Consider the following 18,517-nt stretch of genomic DNA (forward strand, 5'->3'; position numbering starts at 1 on the left):
CCGGTCGGGCGCCCCCGGGCAGGGGCAAGGCACTGTAGGCCATCACCTATCCCAAACATTGGACCCAATCCGTTAAAGCCTGATTAACGCCGCGGCCGCGGGGACGCCCTGTGGACGATTTTCCGGTCCCGCCATCCAGCCCTCTAAAAGAAAAAACAGAGTCCTAGAATCTCTCTTTCCTTTTAGAGAGCCGGTGTGGGGATGACGTCCGGAGCGCCCATCCGGCACCCGGACCCGGCAAGAGTTTTCGGGAGACACGGGTTTTCGGAAGACGTGTGTTTCCGGAAGAGGCGTATTTTCGGAAGAGGCGGGATTTTGGAGAGGGAGCGCTTTCGGGACAGGAGGTTTTCCGAGCGACACGGTTTCGGGAGGAAGACATTTCGGGAGGAAGACATCCGGCGCTTCGGTGCTACATACCGGCCACACGGGATTGGGACGTCGGGAGATCGGATGAGCCAGGCAGTTGCAGGGAACCGCACGGGACAGGACCGGGCGGTCCTGCGGGTTCTCGCGGGCGAGGCCCTGCCCCGTCCCCCCGCCTGGATGATGCGCCAGGCCGGGCGCTATCTGCCCGAGTACCGGGAGGTCCGGGCCAGGGCCGGTTCCTTCCTCGACCTCTGCTACAATCCCGACTTCGCCACCGAGGTGACGCTGCAGCCGATCCGGCGCTTCGGCTTCGAGGCCTCGATCTTGTTCTCCGACATCCTGGTGATCCCGGACGCGCTCGGCCAGACCGTGCGCTTCGTGGAGGGGGAAGGGCCGCGCCTCGACCCCATGGCGGGCCGGGCCGAGTTCGAGCGCCTGCGCGAGGCCGGCGATCCGGCGATCTTCGCCCACCTGGAGCCGGTCTTCGAGACGGTGCGACGCCTGCGCGCGCAACTGCCCCACGAGACCACCCTGCTCGGCTTCTGCGGCGCGCCCTGGACGGTGGCGAGCTACATGATCGGCGGCCGCGGCACGCCGGACCTCGCCCCCTCCCGGGCGCTGGCCCGGCAGGACACCGCCCTGGTCGAGGCCCTGATCGACCGCCTCGTCACGGTGCAGACCGAATACCTCGTGCGTCAGCTCGAAGCCGGGGCCGATGCGGTGCAGATCTTCGAGTCGCATGCGGGCGCGCTGCCCGACGCCCGCGGCGCCGGCGAGATCACCGAGGAGGCCGTCAACGAGGTCGCCGAGAGCGCGCTTCCGGACGCGACCGAGCGCGATGCCCTGACGCGCTGGTCGCTCCAGCCCATCGCCCGGATGATCGCCGGGGTCCGGGCCCGGGTGCCGGGCGCCCGGATCATCGTGTTCGCCCGCGGCTCCGGGCTCGAAGGCCATGCCCGCGTGGTGCCCGAGACCGCCGCCGATGCGGTCGGGGTCGACTGGTCGGTGGATCTCAAGGCGCTTCGCCAGACGGTGCCGGCCAGCACGGTGACGCAGGGCAACATCCATCCGGAAACCCTGATCGAAGGCGGAGCTGCCCTCGACGCGGCGGTGGACGGGGTGCTGGCGGCCACCGAAGGGCTGCCGCACATCTTCAATCTCGGCCACGGCATCACGCCGCAGACGCCGATCGCCCACGTCGAGCGCATGCTCGCCCGATTGCGGGGCTGAGGCCGACGTGGACGGGCTCTACCCCTGGCTCAAGGCCCTGCACCTCGTCGCGCTCATCTCCTGGATGGCGGCGATGCTCTACCTGCCGCGTCTGTTCGTCTACCACGCCGCCCTGGTGCCGGGACCGCATGCGGCGGGCCAGTCCGAGACCTTCAAGGTCATGGAGCGGCGCCTGCTGAAGGCGATCATGACTCCGGCGATGATCGCCACCTGGGTGTTCGGCCTGACCCTCGCCTGGATGAGCGGCTACTATGCGGCCGGCTGGCTTCAGGCGAAGTTCGTGCTGGTGCTGGCCATGAGCGGCGTCCACGGCTGGCTCGCCCGGATGGTCAAGGACTTCGCCGCCGACCGGAACACGCGCGCGCCGAAATTCTACCGCATCCTCAACGAGGTGCCGACGCTGCTGATGATCCTCATCGTGATCCTGGCCGCGGTGAAGCCGAGTTTTTGGTGATCGTGTCGAACGCGGGCGTTTCTCTCGAGGCAGGACGCATTCCCGTCCCCAAACGGGGAGGGGAGGGAGCTGATCCGAGGCGGAGTTGATGGCCGAGCACGCGCACGATCACGATCATCACGGCCATCGCCATTCCCACGGGGGCGGCGGCCATTCGCATGGCGGTGGTGGCCATGTCCACGCGCCGGCCAGCTTCGGGCGCGCCTTCGCCATCGGCATCGCCCTCAACGTCGCCTTCGTGGTCATCGAGGCGATCTACGGCTTCGCCAGCGAGTCGATGGCCCTGGTGGCCGATGCCGGCCACAACCTCTCGGACGTGCTCGGCCTGCTGGTGGCCTGGATCGCCTCGGTGCTGGTGAAGCGCAGCCCGACGCCGCGCTTCACCTACGGCCTGCGCGGCTCCTCGATCCTCGCCGCTTTGTTCAACGCGGTGTTCCTGCTGGTCGCCACCGGTGCCATCGCGTGGGAAGCGGCCGTCCGCCTCCTCGCCCCCGAGCCGCAGCCGGTGGCGGGCCTGACCGTGATGGTGGTGGCCGGCATCGGCATCCTCATCAACGGCCTCACCGCCTGGCTCTTCGCCTCGGGCAAGGGCAGCGACATCAACATCCGCGGCGCCTATCTGCACATGCTGGCCGATGCCGCGGTCTCGGCCGGCGTGGTGGTCACGGGCCTCATCATCGTGCTGACGGGCGCGGCCTGGATCGACCCCCTGGTCAGCCTCGTCATCGCGGGTCTCATCATCTGGGCGACCTGGGGCCTCCTGCGCGACAGCGTGGTGATGTCGCTCTCGGCGGTGCCTCCCGGCATCGATCCGGCGGCGGTGGGCGCCTACCTGCGGGCCCGCGCCGGGGTGACCGACCTGCACGATCTCCACATCTGGCCGATGAGCACCACGGAGATCGCCCTGACGGCGCATCTCGTGATGGGGCCGGGCCACCCGGGCAACGGCTTCCTCATCGCCACCGCCGAAGAGCTGCGGACCCGTTTCGGCATCGGCCACACCACCCTGCAGATCGAGGAGGCGGGCGGCCCCGCCTGCCCGCTGGCCGGAGATTGCACCGTATGATCCGTGCCTTCGTCGTTGGACATCCCATCGCGCATTCGCGCTCGCCGCTGATCCACGGACACTGGCTGCAGGAGCACGGCATCGCCGGGAGCTACGAGCGCATCGACGTGACACCGGAGGCGTTCCCGGCGTTCCTCGCCTCACTGCGGGAGAAGGGCTTTGCCGGCGGCAACGTCACCATCCCGCACAAGGAGGCGGCGTTCCGGCTGGTCGAATCGCTGACGCCGCGTGCCGAAATGATCGGGGCGGTGAACACCCTGTTCTTCGACGGGTCCGAACGGCTCTGCGGCGACAACACCGACGCCCCGGGCTTCGTGGCCCATCTCGACCAGAGCCTCGGCCTCGACTGGACCGGGCGCGGCGGCGGCACCGCCCTGGTGCTCGGGGCCGGGGGCGCCGCCCGCGCCATCGTGGTCGGCCTCCTGGAGCGCGGCCTGGCGCGGGTCCGGGTCGCGAACCGGACGCCGGCCCGGGCCGAGGCCCTGGTCGCCCTCGATCCCGCGCGGGTCGAGGCCGTCGCCTGGTACGACCTGCCGGACGCGATGGCCCGCACCGGGCTCCTGGTGAACACCACCTCGCTCGGCATGGTCGGGCACCCGCCCCTCGACCTCGATCTCCTGCCCCTGCCCGAGGATGCGGCGGTGGCCGATATCGTCTACGCGCCCCTGGAGACGCCGCTGCTGGCGGCGGCGCGGGCACGCGGGCTTCCCGCCGTCGACGGCCTCGGCATGCTGCTGCACCAGGCGGTGCCGGGCTTCGCCCGCTGGTTCCGGGTGACCCCGCGCGTCACGCCGGCCTTGCGCGCCCGGATCGTGGCGGATCTCGCCCCCGCATGAGCATTCCGGGCATGAGCATCCCGGGAAGCAGCGTCCCCGGAACTCGCCCGGTCGTCCTCGGGCTCACCGGCTCGATCGGCATGGGCAAGTCCGCCACCGCGGCGATGTTCGCGCGGCACGGGGTGCCGGTGCATGACGCCGACGCCGCCGTGCACGCCCTCTACGGCGCCGACGGCGCGGCGGCCCCCGCCATCGGCGAAGCCTTTCCCGGCACCCTGGCGCCGGACGGCTCCGTCGACCGGACGCGGCTGCGCGAGGCCGTCATCGGCGCGCCCGAGCGCCTCGCCGCCCTCGAAGCGCTGGTCCATCCCCTGGCGCAGGCGGCGGCCCGCGCCTTCCTCGCCCGCCACGTCGGGGCGCCCCTGGTGCTCCTCGACATTCCGCTCCTGTTCGAGACCGGGGCGGCGGCGCGCTGCGACCGCGTCCTGGTCGTCACCGCCCCGCCCGACGTGCAGCGCGCCCGGGTGCTCGCCCGGCCCGGGATGGATGCCGCGACCTTCGAGGCGATCCGCGCCAAGCAATGGCCCGACGCCGAGAAGCGGGCGCGCGCCGACTTCGTCCTCGACACCAGCCTCGGCTTCGCGCACGCGGAGGCCGAGGTGGCGGCCCTCATCCGGCAATTGACCGGGAGCGCCGGACCGTCCGCGCCTTGACGCGATCTTAGGACGGCGCATGGTCCGGTCGCCCGGACCCACCCTCAGGATTCTTCGATGCTGCGCGAGATCGTTCTCGACACCGAGACCACCGGAACGGATGCGAAGAACGGCGACCGCTTGATCGAGATCGGCTGCGTCGAGCTCATCAATCACGTGCAGACCGGCAAGGTCTTCCACAAACTCGTGAACCCGACCCGGCCGGTGTCCCAGGGCGCCTTCGGGGTGCATGGCATCTCCGACGCCATGCTCGCCGACAAGCCGCTCTTTGCCGACATCGTCGACGAATTTCGCGACTTCTGCGGCGATTCCCCCCTGGTGATCCACAACGCGCCCTTCGATGTCGGCTTCCTCAACATGGAATATGCCCGGCTCGGGGCGGTGGCACCCCCGCCCATCGACCTCGCCGACGTGGTCGACACCCTGCAGATCGCCCGCCGCAAGCATACGGGGGCCGCCAACAGCCTCGACGCCCTGTGCGCGCGCTACGGCATCGACACCACGCGGCGGACCAAGCACGGCGCACTCCTCGACGCGCAGATCCTGGCGGAGGTCTATGTCGAGCTGCTCGGCGGCAAGCAGACCAGCCTGGGCCTCGCCATGACGGAAGTCGAGGAGGTGGTCATCATCGGGGACGGCGGCGAGGTCGTGCCGGTCGGTCCGCGCCAGCTGCGCCATCGGCTCACGGAGGCCGAGCGGACGCGGCACGCGGCCTTCATCGCGACGCTGGGCGGCGGTGGTGCCGTCTGGCGCGACTATCTCGGCGACGAAGAGACCGCCTGAGGGCACCGAGCGAACCGGTACGACCCGAGGGGGTCACACGGGAGCGGGGCGACGCCGCATTGCTGCGACGCACGAGACCGCATATTGCGCCGCAGCAAAGACCCCCCATATACCATCCAGCTGGATGGTGACGGGACGGTACGATGCTCGATCTTGAGGACAAACCCAGGGCGCCGATCCGGGTCGGCGACACCGAGAAGATCACGATCAATCTCGGCTACGTCGATCTCGGCCATATCGACCTTCTCGTATCCGAGAGCGTCTACGCCAATCGGAGCGATTTCATCCGCACCGCCGTGCGCAACCAGATCGCCCGCCACGGCGACGTCACCCGGCAATCCGTGGCCCGCAAGGGCGTCGAACTCGGCCTGCGCCGCTACGACCGGGCCGAACTCGAAGCGGCGCGCGCCAGCGGCATCCGCCTGGATATCCGGGTGCTCGGACTCGCCAGCATCGCCCCCGACGTCACGCCGGAACTCGCCCGCGACGCCATCGCGTCGATCGAGGTCATGGGCAGCCTTCAGGCGAGCCCGGCCGTCAAGGCGGCCCTCGCCGACCGCCTGCGCTGACACGTCCGTTCTGATGCATTTCCCGACCTCGCAGCGTTCGACTCACGGTCGAACCGGAAAGCGAACCCCATGACCGAATCTTCAAACCGGATGCAGGACCGCCTCGCCGACATGATGGAGGCGACCCGCCTCACGGCCGCCGGCCGGCTGCAGGATGCGACGGATCTGCTCCAGCGTGGTTTCGCCGGCGGTGCGTCGGCTGCCCGGCCTCCGGCCGAGATGGGCGCCGCGGTGAGCGATCCCCGCACCATCGATCTCGTCGCCGCACATGTTGAAACCGGCCCGGCTCCGGCCGGTGCCGGCCCAGCACCCGAGCCGAACGGGGCGCGCGCCCGGCCGACTGCCGCCGCCCCGGAGGAGCCCGGCCGCGCCGCAATCCTCCCCGCGATCCTGCCCGAGACGCTGCGCAAGGTCGTGGAGACGGTGACCCGGAGCATCGCCCCGGTGATCGGCGGGCTCGGACGGACCGGCCAGGGAGCGACCAGCGCCGGCCTGGGTCAATTCGCAGCCGGCCTCGGCGGCAGCCTGAAACACGGTTTGGGCAATGGCTTGAGCGGTGGTCTGGGCAACGGATCCGGAACCGGCTTCAACCAGGCCCGGGCGCCCCTCACCGAGGGTGGCACCTTCACCGAGCACAGCTTCGCCAATGCGGCCGGGGCGCGGGACTACAAGCTGTTCGTTCCCAGCGACGCCCGCCCGAACCTGCCCCTGGTGGTGATGCTGCACGGCTGTACCCAGTCGCCCGACGACTTCGCCGCCGGCACCGGCATGAACGCGCTGGCCGAGACGGAAGGCTTCCTCGTCGCCTACCCGGCCCAGACCGGGCGCGCCAACGGCCAGCGCTGCTGGAACTGGTTCCAGCCCGTCGACCAGGGCCGGGATTCGGGCGAGGCCGGGATCATCGCCGGTCTGACCCGCGCCATCATCGCCGAGCACCGCATCGATCCGGCCCGCGTCTACATCGCGGGCCTGTCGGCGGGGGGCGCGGCGGCGGTGAACATCGCCCGGGTCTATCCCGACCTCTACGCGGCGGTGGGCATCCATTCCGGCCTCGCGGCCGGCTGCGCCCGCGACGTCTCGACGGCCCTGACCGTGATGCGGCTCGGACCCGTTGCGTCGGCCGATGGCGCGACCACCGAGGTGCGGGTGCCCACCATCGTGTTCCATGGCGAGAGCGACGGCACGGTCAACCCGCGCAACGGCGAGCAGGCCCTGGCCCAGGCCGGCATCGATGGCCTGACGCCGGAGGCCACCGAGGCGACGAGCCCGGGCGGATTGCCCTACACCCGCACCCGCTACGCCGATGCGGCCGGACGGGTCGCGGTGGAGGGCTGGATCGTGCGCGGCCTCGGCCATGCCTGGTCGGGCGGAGACGCGGCCGGAAGCTACACCGACCCGCGCGGTCCCGACGCCTCACGGGCGATGCTCGACTTCTTCCGGGCCAGCCCCCTGGCGGCGCGAACTTGAGGCCTCACCCGACGGGCACGTTGTCGATGAGGCGCGTGCGGCCGAGATAGGCCGCTGCCAGCACCCGGGCCGGCCGGGTCGCGTGGCTCACGGGCGCCAGCGTCTCGGCGTCCCGGACCTCGAGATACTGCACCGGATCGAAGCCGGCCGCCGCCAGCGCGGCCCGGCCCCGCTCCACCAGGATATCGGCACTGGTCCCGGCCGCCAGCCCCGCGGCGATGTCGGACAGGACGGCCTGGAGGCGCGGCGCCCGCGCCCGCTCGTCGGGGGTGAGATAGCGGTTGCGCGAGGACAGGGCGAGGCCGTCCACCTCGCGCAGGGTCGGCACGCCCTGGATCTCCACGGGCAGGTCGAGGTCGCGTACGGCGCGGCGGATCACCAGGAGCTGCTGGTAGTCCTTCTCGCCGAACAGCGCGCAGTCGGGCTGGACCTGGTTGAGAAGCTTGGTCACCACCGTGGCGACGCCGGAGAAGTGCCCCGGTCGGTAGGCCCCGCACAGGCCCTCGGTGAGCCCGTCGACCTTGATCCGGGTCGAGAAATGCTCGGGGTACATGCCGGACACCTCCGGCAGATAGGCGGCGTCGACCCCGGCCTCGGCCAGCAGGGACAGGTCGGCCTCGGTGTCGCGCGGGTAGCGCGAAAAATCCTCGTTCGGGCCGAACTGGGTCGGATTGACGAAGATGCTGGCCACGACGCGCTGCCCCAGGCTCCGGGCCCGCGCCATCAGGGCGAGGTGTCCGGCATGAAGCGCCCCCATGGTCGGCACCAGCACCACCCGCTCGCCGGCCCGGCGCCAGGCGGCGGCCTCGGCGCGCAAGGGGACGACGGCCGTGAACCGGAGCAGGGCGGTGGAATCGGACATCGGCAGGTCGTCCTTGGCAGATTTTCGGTACGGTCGCGATGCGAACGTCGCGTTTCGCGCGAGACCTAATCGCACCGTCGCCGGGATGCCAGCCGCCTCAGGGACAATAGGGCCGCAGCGGCCGTCCGTAGGGATCGTCGATGCCGAGCGGCGGGGTGAAGCCGTAATAGCTCGGCTTGCCGAGCCCATACGCTGAGCCGACATAGCTCGGATCGCCGGGGGCATCGGTGGGGATGGGAACCCGCCGGGGGATGCAGCCCGTCAGGCGCCGGCGCGGCACCGGTCCGCGGTGAACCACGCCACCGTCCTCCTCGGCTCGCGGGAAGTAGCGCGGCAGGCCCTCGGGCTCCGCCGGGGCGCCGTCCAACGCGCGGCCCGGGGTCGGATAGGCGAGGCCGCCGAAATCCGCCGCCCCGGCGGGGATCGGCGCCAGTCCGGCCAGGAGCACGAGCACCGGCCCGCCCCGTCTGATCGCCACAGAGCCACGCCGCATCGGGTCCCCCTCGTGCGAGACGACCTTTCCTCGCGGGACGACCTTGGCAGGCGGGCGTGAACCGACCGTTAACCATAGGCGGTCGCGATGACCCGGCCGATCGCCGCGTGGGCTGCATCGCGCCCCTCGGCCGACGCCGTAGAGCCCGTCAGGTACAGCGCGGCGATCAGGGGCGGCCGGGCCGGCGGGCGCAGGATCGCCACCACGTTGGCGGTGCCGTAGGCGCCGCTGCCGGTCTTGTCGCCGACGCCCCAATCGCCCGGAAGCCCAGCCCGCAGCCGCTTCGTGCCGGTGCGGGCCGCTGTCATCCAGCCCTCAAGCCGGGCGCGACTGCCGGGCGTGAGCGCGTCGCCGAGGAGGATTGTCCGGACGGTCGCCGCCATCGCGGCCGGTCGGGTGGTGTCGCGCGGATCGCCGGGCTCCGCGCTGTTCAGGTCGGGCTCGGTGCGGTCGAGCCGGGTCACGGAATCGCCGAGGCTCCGGCAATAGGCCGTGAGGGCGGCGGGGCCGCCGAGCGCCCCGAGCAGCAGGTTGGCGGCGGTGTTGTCGCTCCATACCATCGCGGCCGCGCACAGCGCCGCGACGGACATCGCTCCGGCTTCCGGCCCGCCCTCCTTGAGCGCCCCGCCCGTGATCGGGGCGTACACGTCGAGATCGGCCGCCGTGTAGGCGATCCGGCGGTCGAGCTGGTCCTGGCCGGCCTCGACCCGGGCCAGGATCGCGGCGGCGAGCAGCAGCTTGAAGGTGCTGCAGAGGGGGAACGCCGCATCGGCCGCAAGCTGCAGCGAAGGGCCGCCCCCCGTGTCGAGGACGGTGACGCCGACCCGCCCGCCGAGGTCGCGCGCGATCTGTTCGAGAGCCGCGCCGGCCTCGACGAAGCGGTCCGGCGAGGCCTGAACCGAGCCCGGCAGGACCATAACCGGCAGGACCGCGCCAGCGCGCAGGATCGTGCGCCGGGTGAGCGTCATGGGGTTGCCGAGCGCGCCGGCGGCGCTGCGGCCGAGGGTGCCTTGCGACCGTCGAGGGCGGCGAGGCGCGGTCGCGTCTCCGCCAACGCCGGTGCCACCGTCACGGGCCTGGCCAGGGCATGGGCGAGGGCGGGCAAGTCGAGGGCAGGCAAGTCGAGGGCCGCCGCCGGACCCTGGCCGTAGAGGCTGTCGTCCAGCGCCGCGAGCCCGGCCGCGATCTCCGGCTGCGTCTGCCAGGCGCGGGCCAGGTCGGGCCGCCCCGACAGGACGGGGTCGAGCACGGCGCGAAAGGCCCGCGCGTCCCTGGCCGAGGCGGCCCGCCTCAGGGCGCGCCGCGTTCGGGCGTCGAGACGGCGGCGGCGGACGTCGCGGCCGGTTCCGACGCCGATCAGGGCGAGGCCGAGCCCGAAGGCGCCGAGGGCGGCCGTCACCACCAGGAGGGGGGAGGCCGGCACGATCGGCTTGGCCTCGTCGTCGCGGTCGGGCAGGCCGCCGCCGATCTGGCGGGCCGGGATCTCGGCCTCGCGCAGGGTCCGGGACACCGTGTCGAACCACGGGATCACGATCGCGTCGAGGGGGATGACCTCATCGATGGCGGGGCGCACGTCCCACTGGTAGGTGGCGCGCGCCACCGGGCCGGACGGGGTGATGAGGGTCTCGCGGGTGACCGGTCCGGCGAAGGTGAGGATGCCGCGCGTGCGCATCACAGGCCGGGGCGGCAGCCCCTCGGCGACCAGGCCCTGCGCCTCCAGGGTGACGATGCGGCGGGTGGTCTCGCCGAGCTTCACCGTCTCGGGATCGGGGCTCCAGGAATCCGTGATCGTCACGTCCTTGGCCGGCAGCCACCACGGCTCCTTGGCGTCGGGGCCGCCCACCGGCTTGGTCCAGGTGGCGACGGGCAGGTTCACCGGAGCCGAGGGCACGTCGACCACGACGCGCTTGCCGCCCTCGTTGACGGTGAGGCGGTGGATGAAGGGATCGATGGTGAAGTCGCCCGGATGGTGCGGGAAGATCGCCACCACCCGGTCGAAGGCGATCGCCACCTGTCCGTCGGGCAGGCGGGTCTTCGACCAGGCGTCGCGGCCGAGCTGGGTCCAGCTGAAATTGGCGAGCGACGGCTGGATCACCTCTTCGAGCAGGATCGCCTGGCGATAGACGCCGTGGATGCGCAGCAGGACCATCTCCCGCGAGAACGGATCGGCGTTGCCGTTGCGTTCCGGGGTGACCGTGAGGGTGAGATCGCCGGGACTGATTTCGGCTCGGAGGGGAACGGGCGCGAGGAGGAAGGCCGTGAGACAGGCAGCGACGATGCTGCGCCGGTGCAAGAATCCTGTCGGCTCGCCGTCATCCCGGGGCCGCGCGGCGGATGGCTCGGAACGATCGCTCACCATGGATTGCTCCCACCCGGCACGGCGGTGCCGGCCTCGATGCGGACCGCCTGCTCGGCCTTCAGGCGCAGCTTGAGATAGCGCCCCGGATCGTCCGGCAGGGTCTGGAGCCAGAGGCGGTCGGGCCGGATCTCGTGGGCCTCGAAGCTCTTGGTCACCCGGCGCACCTCCCGCTCGGGGGCGGCCGCGACCATGGCCGAGCCGGCGCCGGTGCGGCCGCGTCCGGCCGCGTCGCTGGCCGAGCCCCGCGCCTCGCCCTTGCCGGAATCCACCGAGACCTGCTCGGCCTTGCCGCGGCGGGCGACCTTGCTGTTGCCGGGGGTCGAGGAGGTGGTGCCACCCTCCTTGTTGCCGGCGAGGCCTTCGCCGCTGGAGGTGGCCTGGGTATCGTCGTTGGGGTCCTGGTTCGAGGTCTTGTTGTAGCGCGCGCCCACCGTGGCGGTGGCATTGGCCACGCCCCCGCCCTTGCCGGGATCGCCGGCGCCCTCGTCGACCAGGCGGGCGATCAGCGAGCGGTTGGCCTGGGCGTCGGCATCGCGCGGATTGTATTGCAGCGCGGCGTCGTAGGCGTCGAGGGCGCCCTGCAGGTCGCCGGATCTCGCGAGCGCATTGCCGAGGTTGTAGGCGTTGCGGCGGCCGCCGCTGCGGAACAGCGCAGCGGCCTCGTTGTAGCGGCCGGCCTGGTAGAGGGCCGGGCCGCGCCAGGCCGGATCGTCGAGCACCCAGGCGGCGGCGCCGGGCAGTCCGGCGCCCATCAGGGTGCGGCCGAGGCTGGTGCGCGGCTGGGTGCTGGCGGTGAGGGCGAGGATGCCGGCGCCCGCGAGCCCGAGGCCGGCGAGGCGGGCCCACCGGGTCCAGTCCCGGGGCGGCGCGGGCAGGGCGGATAACAAACCGATCGCCATCAGGCGCTCCTCATCAGGCGGCCCTCCGGAACAGGACGAGGGCCGGCAGCAGCGCCAGCAGCACGAGCCAGCGCCCGAGATCGGCGAAGGCCAGCACGGTGTAGCCGCCGGCGGCGAGGTGCTGCGCCGTGCTGACGCCGACCGCATCGAGCACGGGGCCGGGCTGGTCGAGGACGGCGAAGCGCCCGGCGCCCGCATCGGCGAGGCGTTCGAGAGCGCCCCGGTCGGGTTTCGGCGAGCCTGTCGGCAGGCCGGGTCCGGCGGGCACGAACACACCGTGCAGGTGCCAGCCCTTCGCCCGGATCGCGGTCGCCTCCCGCAGGGCGGCGTCGCCGATGCCGTCGCCGTCGGTGACCAGGACCACGTCGCCCGCGATCACGCCGGCCTCCTCCAGGGTGCGGCGGGCCAGCGCCAGCCCGCGCTCGGGGTGGGTGCCCCGGTCGGGCACGGTGTCGCCGTCGAGGGCGAACAGGGTCGAGGACAAGGCGTCGCGGTCGGTGGTCGGCGGGGCGGCGAGGTAGCTGTCTCCGGCATAGACCACCACGGCGACGCTGCGGGTCCCGGCCGCCTCGGCCACGCTCTGGGCGATCTGGCGCACATCCTTGAGGTGCCCACCCTCCGCGATGGAGCGCGACAGGTCGACCACCACCACGGTGGCGTCGAGGTTGCGGAAGGTGGCGGCGTCCGGGCGCTCGACGGCGGGGCCGGTCAGCGCCAGGGCGATCAGGCCGGCCGCGAGGGCTGCGGCGAGGTTCGCCTGCCGGCGTCCGCCCAGCACCGCGCCGCGCTTGGCGAGGAGCGCCATCAGGGCGGGATCGACGGCCCGGGTCCAGTCGCCGAGCGGCGCCGAGCGCCAGGCGGCGCGCAGCGCCAGGGCGGCGACGAAGGGGATCGCCACCAGCCACCAGGGGCGCAGGACCGCGATGGTGTCGAGGACGCTCATGCGGTCCGCCGCGACGCGAGGAGGCCGGCCGCCGCCAGGAAGGCGAGGGCGGCGGGCCAGGGCCAGAGGTCTTTGCGCAGGGGAACCGGCGGGGCCTTGGCGCGACCGCCCTCGATCTGATCGATCGCCTCCGCCATGGCCATGAGATCGTCGGTGGTTTTCACGCGAAACATCCGGCCGCCGGTGAGGTCGGCGATGTCCCGCAGGGTTTCGGTGTCGACCACGTCCTGCTCGCCGTCGGCATTCGAGAGGTCGCGGGGGCCGAGCGCGATGGTGTGGACCCGGATGCCGAGTTCCTTGGCGAGGCCGGCGACGTCGCGGGGGGTGGTCTGGCCGGCATTGTTGGCGCCGTCCGTCATCAGGATCACCACTTTGGCGGTGGCCTGCGGCGCGCCCTCAGCCTGCGGCACGCCTCCCGCCTGCGGCACGCCCCCCGCCTGTGGCACGCCCCCGGCCTCGGCCCCCGTCGGGCTCAGGCGCTTCAGGGCGAGGCCGAGGCCGTCGCCGATGCCGGTGGAGCGGCCGACGAGGCCGATGGTCGCCTCGTCCAGGGCGCGGGCGACCGTGGCGGTGTCGAAGCTCGGGCTGGCGGCGACGTAGGATTCGTTGGCGAAGATGACGAGACCGATGCGGTCGCCGGCCCGGCGGCGGATGAAGTCGGTGCCGACGCGCTTGACCGCGGCGAGCCGGGTCACGGTCTGGCCGTCGAGGGCGAAGTCGCGCCGCTCCATCGAGCCGGAGAGGTCCATCGCCAGCATGATCTCGCGGCCTGAGGCCGGGAGGGCGGAGGCCGGCAGCACGAGGCGGGGGCCGGCCAGGGCGACCACGAGGGCGCTCCACAGGGTCCAGATCAGGGCGGCGCGACCCCGACCGCGCGCCGCGATGCTCTCGCCCCGCGCGGCCTCCGCCACCAGGGAGGCCGGCACCCGCAGGGCGCCGCTCGATCCCACCCGCTCGGCCGGCATCAACCGCGCGGCCAGCAGCGGCAGGGGCAGCAGCAGCAGGGCATAGGGACTCGCGAGGTCGAAGGCGGAGGCGAGGGCGGTGAGCCCTTGTGGCAAAAGTCCCGTCATCATGGCTCAGGCCCCGATCCGGGCGAACAGGCGGGCCAGTTCGGCATCCACCGGCCCGGGCTCGGGCGCGCCGCGCTGGTAGAGCCCGTCGGTGAAGATGCAGCCGGCGCCGGCGCTGAAGAAGGTCGTGGCGAAGAGGCGGTCGAGGGTGGCGGCCCAGGCGGCCCCCTGCGCGTCCGCCGCCGCATCGCCCTGGAGCGTCCGGGCGAGGCGGCGAAGCAACTGGGCCTGGGCCACGCGGCGGCTCTCCGGCGGCAGGGCATTGGCGGCGGCGAGTTCGCGCAAGGCGGCCCGCCGCACCGAACCGCGCCGCCGGGCGCGCAGCCAGCGCAGCAGGCCGAAGGCGAGGGCGGCCGTGAACCCGAGCGCGATGGCGAGCATCACGGCGCCCTGCGCGGCCCCGGTTTCGGCGGGCAGGTGCAGGGCGCGCAACTGGTCGAGGCTCGGAGCGGCGTCTGAGTTCACGCGGTGATCCCCTGATTCACGTGAAACACGTCAGAGCACCGCATCGAGGCGCTCCATCAGCGGGGCGTAGGCTTCGGGGCCGGCTTCCACGTCGAGGCGCAGGCCCTCGATGCCGCGCCGGGCATAGGCGACGAGGCGCGCATCCGCGCTCGGCGGCGCGTCGGCGCTCTTCCGTGCCGTGTCGGCCCGGCTCGCCTGGACGGTGCCGCGCCGGCCGTCCGGCGTGGCGAAGGGGTAGAAGCCGGGCGGGCGGGCGCGCTCGAAGGCATCGCTGACCAGGACGAGGCGGATCGACAGGCGTTCGGCCATGATGGTCACGAGATGGTCGAAATCGGCGCCCGGCGTATCGAGGGCGCTGCCGATGACGAGGTGGCCACCCGAGGGCAGCAGGCTCTGGGCGAGGGTGAGCGCCGCCGCCAGGGGCGGATCCGCGCCGCCGGCCTCCGACAGGGCACGGGCATGGGCCAGCGCCAGGGCGCCGGTGATCGCCGTCATGGCCCGCTCGCCGCCGGCCGGGCGCACCACCACGGGCTCGCCGGCCCCCACGGCCACGAGGCCGATGCGGCCGCCGTCGCCGACGATGCGCCAGCCGAGCAGCACCAGGGCCTCGGCCGCCGCCACCGAGCGGAGCGCCCGCCTGGTGCCGAACAGCATCGAGGGCCGGAGATCGACGAGGAGCACCACGGCGCGGTCGCGCTCGTCGTGGTGGGTGCGCACGTGCAGGATGCCGGTGCGGGCGGTGGCGTTGCGATCGATGTGGCGGCGGTCGTCGCCCTCGGACCACAGGCGCACGTCGTCCGGCTCCGAGCCGCGCCCGCGCCGCCGGGTCACGATCCCGCCGGGCAGGCCCGCGAGGGTCCGGGTGGCCGGGCCGGTGCCGCGCCGGGCGAGGTGGCGCAGGCCCATCAGCGCCTCGCCGGAGAGGTGGATGCCCGGCGCCAGCAGCGGGTCGGTGTCCGACAGGGCGGCGGGGGCCGGGCTCGGGACAGACATCGTCGCGCTCAGAGCGCCCGCACCCGCTGGACGAGGCCGCGGATGATGCCCCGCGCCGTCTGGCCCTCGGCCGCGGCGCGCCAGGTCAGGCCGATGCGGTGCGCCAGCGCGTCGGCGGCCAGATCCGCCACATCCTCCGGGATGACGTGGTCGCGGCCGCGCAGATAGGCCCGCGCCTTGCCGGCGAGCATCAGCGCCAGCGTGCCGCGCGGCGAGGCCGGATGCTCGATGGCGGCGCGCAGGTCCGGGGCCGCCGCATCGGTGCGGGTGCCGGCGACCAGGCGCACGAGGTAGTCCTTGAGCGCCGGGGAGACGTAGACGTTGAGGGCAGCCTCGCGGGCAGCCCGGATCTCCGCCACCGAGAGCCGCACCGGCATGGCTTCGGCGTGGTGGTTCAATTCGCCCTCGACGAGATCGAGGATGCGGCGCTCGGCGGCCTCGTCCGGCATCTCCACCAGGACGTGGAGGAGGAAGCGGTCGAGCTGCGCCTCGGGCAGGGGAAAGGTGCCCGCGTGCTCGATCGGGTTCTGGGTCGCCACCACCATGAACGGGTCGGGCAGGGCGTGGGTGTGGCCCGAGACCGTGATCTGCCCCTCCGCCATCGCCTCGAGCAGGGCCGATTGCACCTTCGGGGGCGCGCGGTTCACCTCGTCGACGAGGACGAGAGAGTGGAACAGGGGGCCGGGCAGGAATTCGAAATCGCCGGCATCCTGGCGCCAAACCGTGGTGCCGGTGAGATCGGCCGGCATCAGGTCGGGAGTGCACTGAATGCGGGCGAAGCTGCCGTCGAGCCCGTCCGACAGGCGTTTGACCGCGCGGGTCTTGGCAAGGCCGGGGGCGCCCTCGATGAGGAGATGACCGCCGGTGAGGAGGCCGATCAGCAGGCGCTCCACCATCGCGTCGGCGCCGATGAGCCCGTGCAGCAGGCCGTCGCGCAGGGCGAGGATGCGCCCGCGCAGGGCGGCATCCACGGGCGGAGCGCCGGACGCCGGACGCTCGGCGAGGATCGCGCCGCTCATGCGGACAACGCCGCTGGTGCGAGCAGGCTCGCGTCGATCGGACGAATCGCCCGGATCGTCTGGGGGGCAGGAACGGTGGGCCGATCCATGCGCGTCTCCTCGGTGGCTTTTTTGGATGCGAATTCTTGAGCGATCCGCAGTCTTCGGGTGTGCCCGCTGCGCGGGGCGGGCGTCAATCCCGCGCCGACCTCCACGAGGCCGCAGGCTTGCCCGAGGCTGCAGGCTTGCTCCGGGGTTGTCCGGTCGAACGCCCCGTTTCGGGCACGATCCGGTCCGGAGCCTCGCCTGCCCGGACTTGCTTGCCCAGCCTTGCCCGCGGGATTCGCTCGTCCAGGCTGGATCAGAGCTTCTTCGACATCGGGGCCATGCCGTGGGGGGCCATGCCGTGCCCGGCCATGCCTTCGCAGCAGCAGGCGGCCTTCTTGGCCCGGGACGGTTTCATGCCACCCGCGCGCAGATCCATCTTGTTGCTCTTGCCGCACATCATGCCGGCGCCGCCGCCGCAGCAACCCGCAGCCTGGGCGGGGACGAAGCTGGCAAGCGCGAGGCCGGCGGCCAGAACGAACGGAGTCAGACAGGTCGGCAGCGAATAGGTCGGCATCGGCGAAAATCCTGTTGGTCAGCAGTGAAGCGGTGGATGGAACCGGAGAACCGCCTGCTTCTAACAGAATCGTCACCGGCCGTGACTGCGAACCGTTGGCTCGGGGCGCGCGTTCCCCCGGCCCCTGCCGGAGGCGCCTCCCGTGACCACGGATCTGTTCCCCACCTTCGCGTCCCGTTGGATCGACATCCCGGCCGGACGCTTCTTCGCACGCGTCGGCGGGCCGGAGGAGGCGCCGCCGGTGCTGCTGCTCCACGGCTTTCCGCAGAGCCACGCCTGCTGGCATCGGATCGCCCCGGCGCTCGCCGAGCGCCGCCGCGTCGTCTGCCTCGACCTCAAGGGCTACGGCTGGTCTAGCGCGCCCGAGGGCGATCCGCGCCACGAGGCCTACGCCAAGCGCACCCTCGGGGCCGAAATGGTGGCCGTGATGGAAGCCCTCGGCCACGTCCACTTCGCCCTCGTGGGGCACGACCGGGGCGCCCGCATCGGCTACCGTCTCGCCCTCGACGAACCCGGCCGGATCGCCCGGTTGGCGCTCCTCGACATCCTGCCGACCCTGGTCCAGTGGGAGCGGATCGAGGCCGACCCCCCGAAACCCTCGCCGCGTACATCCTCGCACTGGCACTTTCTGGCCGAGCCGGCACCGGGCCCCGAGCAGGCCATCGGCCGGGATCCGGACGCCTATTTCGAGGGGCTCCTGCGGGATTGGAGCGGGGACACATCCCTGCGGGCCTTCGCGCCCGCCGCCCTGCACCTCTACCGGCAGGCCTGGGGCGTGCCCGAGCGCATCCACGCCTTCTGCGAGGATTACCGGGCGGGAGCCACCCGTGACCGCGAGGCCGACCTCGCCGATCTCGCGGCCGGACGGGCTCTGGCCTGCCCGACTCTGATCCTCACCGGCGACGGCTATCTCGATCGCAGCACCGAGACGCCGCTCGCCGCCTGGCAGCGGACCTTCGCGCCGAAGGCCGTCGCGACCGAGATCGCCTCCGGCCACTTCCTGGCCGAGGAGAACCCCGCCGCGACCCTGGCCGCCCTCCAGACCTTCCTGGACTGAGGGCGCACGGGCGCGATGTCCGGCGACCAAGTGCCGGCCGATCAGGTGTCCGTCGGAACGAGATCGACGATTCAAAGTCGTCACAATAGCTCGAACCTCATCCCCAAATGTTCGGTCCTCGACCCGGCGCGAGATGAACGGAAACCCTCGGCAACATGGCAGGATAAGGAACCGGAAAAATCACGCTGCGTGATTGAGCAAGGTCTGAATGCTTCGGAGGTACAACCAAGCGGACGCATAAGATTCATCAAATGCATCGAATTTCGGTTTCGTTAACGCTTGTTTCAGCGAATTATCACAGAACCGTGAGAGGAGCGCCGCGTCACCGA

At 72.2% G+C, this 18,517-nt stretch carries 20 protein-coding genes; 9 read left to right on the top strand and 11 right to left on the bottom strand.

What is annotated here, in order from left to right; translation table 11 throughout:
- Positions 1–450: 450 nt before the first annotated feature.
- The 8 genes from ACV7NL_RS04200 to ACV7NL_RS04235 all read left to right on the top strand — a co-directional run bounded on the left by ACV7NL_RS04200 (position 451) and on the right by ACV7NL_RS04235 (position 7,424).
- Entirely contained in the window at positions 451–1,596 is a 1,146-nt protein-coding gene (locus tag ACV7NL_RS04200; RefSeq protein WP_056485612.1) for a uroporphyrinogen decarboxylase, read from the top strand.
- 7 nt (positions 1,597–1,603) lie between these two features.
- Positions 1,604–2,050 (top strand): protoporphyrinogen oxidase HemJ, encoded by a 447-nt coding sequence (gene hemJ, locus ACV7NL_RS04205; protein ID WP_463355012.1) that lies wholly within the window; start codon positions 1,604–1,606, stop codon positions 2,048–2,050.
- 88 nt (positions 2,051–2,138) lie between these two features.
- Positions 2,139–3,116 (top strand): cation diffusion facilitator family transporter, encoded by a 978-nt coding sequence (locus tag ACV7NL_RS04210; RefSeq protein ID WP_082508023.1) that lies wholly within the window; start codon positions 2,139–2,141, stop codon positions 3,114–3,116.
- On the top strand, positions 3,113–3,952 hold the full coding sequence (locus tag ACV7NL_RS04215; RefSeq protein ID WP_463355013.1) for a shikimate dehydrogenase: 840 nt from the start codon (positions 3,113–3,115) through the stop codon (positions 3,950–3,952). The genes ACV7NL_RS04210 and ACV7NL_RS04215 overlap by 4 nt, the downstream gene beginning before the upstream one ends.
- On the top strand, positions 3,949–4,605 hold the full coding sequence (coaE, locus tag ACV7NL_RS04220) for a dephospho-CoA kinase (RefSeq protein WP_463355014.1): 657 nt from the start codon (positions 3,949–3,951) through the stop codon (positions 4,603–4,605). Before ACV7NL_RS04215 ends, coaE begins: the two co-directional genes overlap by 4 nt.
- A 57-nt stretch (positions 4,606–4,662) precedes the next feature.
- Positions 4,663–5,388, top strand: coding sequence for a DNA polymerase III subunit epsilon (dnaQ, locus tag ACV7NL_RS04225; RefSeq protein ID WP_056187554.1), 726 nt, complete (start codon positions 4,663–4,665; stop codon positions 5,386–5,388).
- Positions 5,389–5,531: 143 nt separating this feature from the next.
- A complete protein-coding gene (locus tag ACV7NL_RS04230) occupies positions 5,532–5,957 on the top strand; it encodes a hypothetical protein (protein ID WP_056187558.1) in 426 nt (141 codons plus the stop codon).
- A gap of 69 nt (positions 5,958–6,026) precedes the next feature.
- Positions 6,027–7,424, top strand: coding sequence for an extracellular catalytic domain type 1 short-chain-length polyhydroxyalkanoate depolymerase (locus ACV7NL_RS04235; RefSeq protein ID WP_463355015.1), 1,398 nt, complete (start codon positions 6,027–6,029; stop codon positions 7,422–7,424).
- 4 nt (positions 7,425–7,428) lie between these two features.
- Here the strand turns inward: ACV7NL_RS04235 and panC are convergent, their stop codons facing one another.
- The 11 genes from panC to ACV7NL_RS04290 form a co-directional block, all read right to left on the bottom strand.
- The gene (panC, locus tag ACV7NL_RS04240) at positions 7,429–8,286 is read right to left on the bottom strand and encodes a pantoate--beta-alanine ligase (protein ID WP_463355016.1); all 858 of its coding nucleotides are present in this window, start codon (positions 8,284–8,286) and stop codon (positions 7,429–7,431) included.
- A gap of 97 nt (positions 8,287–8,383) precedes the next feature.
- A complete protein-coding gene (locus tag ACV7NL_RS04245; RefSeq protein ID WP_463355017.1) occupies positions 8,384–8,779 on the bottom strand; it encodes a hypothetical protein in 396 nt (131 codons plus the stop codon).
- Positions 8,780–8,847: 68 nt separating this feature from the next.
- Positions 8,848–9,747 (bottom strand): class A beta-lactamase, encoded by a 900-nt coding sequence (gene bla / locus ACV7NL_RS04250; RefSeq protein WP_463355018.1) that lies wholly within the window; start codon positions 9,745–9,747, stop codon positions 8,848–8,850.
- Positions 9,744–11,138 carry a hypothetical protein gene (locus ACV7NL_RS04255; RefSeq protein ID WP_463355019.1) on the bottom strand — a complete coding sequence of 465 codons (1,395 nt, stop codon included), beginning with the start codon at positions 11,136–11,138 and terminating at the stop codon, positions 9,744–9,746. The genes bla and ACV7NL_RS04255 overlap by 4 nt, the downstream gene beginning before the upstream one ends.
- Entirely contained in the window at positions 11,132–12,037 is a 906-nt protein-coding gene (locus tag ACV7NL_RS04260) for a tetratricopeptide repeat protein (RefSeq protein ID WP_463355020.1), read from the bottom strand. Before ACV7NL_RS04260 ends, ACV7NL_RS04255 begins: the two co-directional genes overlap by 7 nt.
- A gap of 13 nt (positions 12,038–12,050) precedes the next feature.
- On the bottom strand, positions 12,051–12,980 hold the full coding sequence (locus ACV7NL_RS04265) for a vWA domain-containing protein (RefSeq protein ID WP_463355021.1): 930 nt from the start codon (positions 12,978–12,980) through the stop codon (positions 12,051–12,053).
- The gene (locus tag ACV7NL_RS04270; protein WP_247636010.1) at positions 12,977–14,053 is read right to left on the bottom strand and encodes a VWA domain-containing protein; all 1,077 of its coding nucleotides are present in this window, start codon (positions 14,051–14,053) and stop codon (positions 12,977–12,979) included. The genes ACV7NL_RS04265 and ACV7NL_RS04270 overlap by 4 nt, the downstream gene beginning before the upstream one ends.
- 6 nt (positions 14,054–14,059) lie before the next feature.
- Positions 14,060–14,518: a DUF4381 family protein gene (locus ACV7NL_RS04275; protein WP_247635973.1), complete on the bottom strand. Its 459-nt coding sequence runs from the start codon at positions 14,516–14,518 to the stop codon at positions 14,060–14,062.
- Between the two features lie 30 nt (positions 14,519–14,548).
- Entirely contained in the window at positions 14,549–15,511 is a 963-nt protein-coding gene (locus ACV7NL_RS04280; protein ID WP_463355022.1) for a DUF58 domain-containing protein, read from the bottom strand.
- 8 nt (positions 15,512–15,519) lie between these two features.
- Positions 15,520–16,530, bottom strand: a complete 1,011-nt coding sequence (locus tag ACV7NL_RS04285; protein WP_056485642.1) for an AAA family ATPase — start codon at positions 16,528–16,530, stop codon at positions 15,520–15,522.
- A 340-nt stretch (positions 16,531–16,870) separates the two neighbouring features.
- Positions 16,871–17,131, bottom strand: a complete 261-nt coding sequence (locus ACV7NL_RS04290) for a hypothetical protein (RefSeq protein ID WP_463355023.1) — start codon at positions 17,129–17,131, stop codon at positions 16,871–16,873.
- A 142-nt stretch (positions 17,132–17,273) separates the two neighbouring features.
- Here ACV7NL_RS04290 and ACV7NL_RS04295 point away from each other — a divergent pair, with 142 nt between their 5' ends.
- On the top strand, positions 17,274–18,188 hold the full coding sequence (locus tag ACV7NL_RS04295; protein WP_463355024.1) for an alpha/beta fold hydrolase: 915 nt from the start codon (positions 17,274–17,276) through the stop codon (positions 18,186–18,188).
- Positions 18,189–18,517 lie beyond the last annotated feature (329 nt).

It is taken from the genome of Methylobacterium sp. Ger2507 (assembly GCF_055231875.1).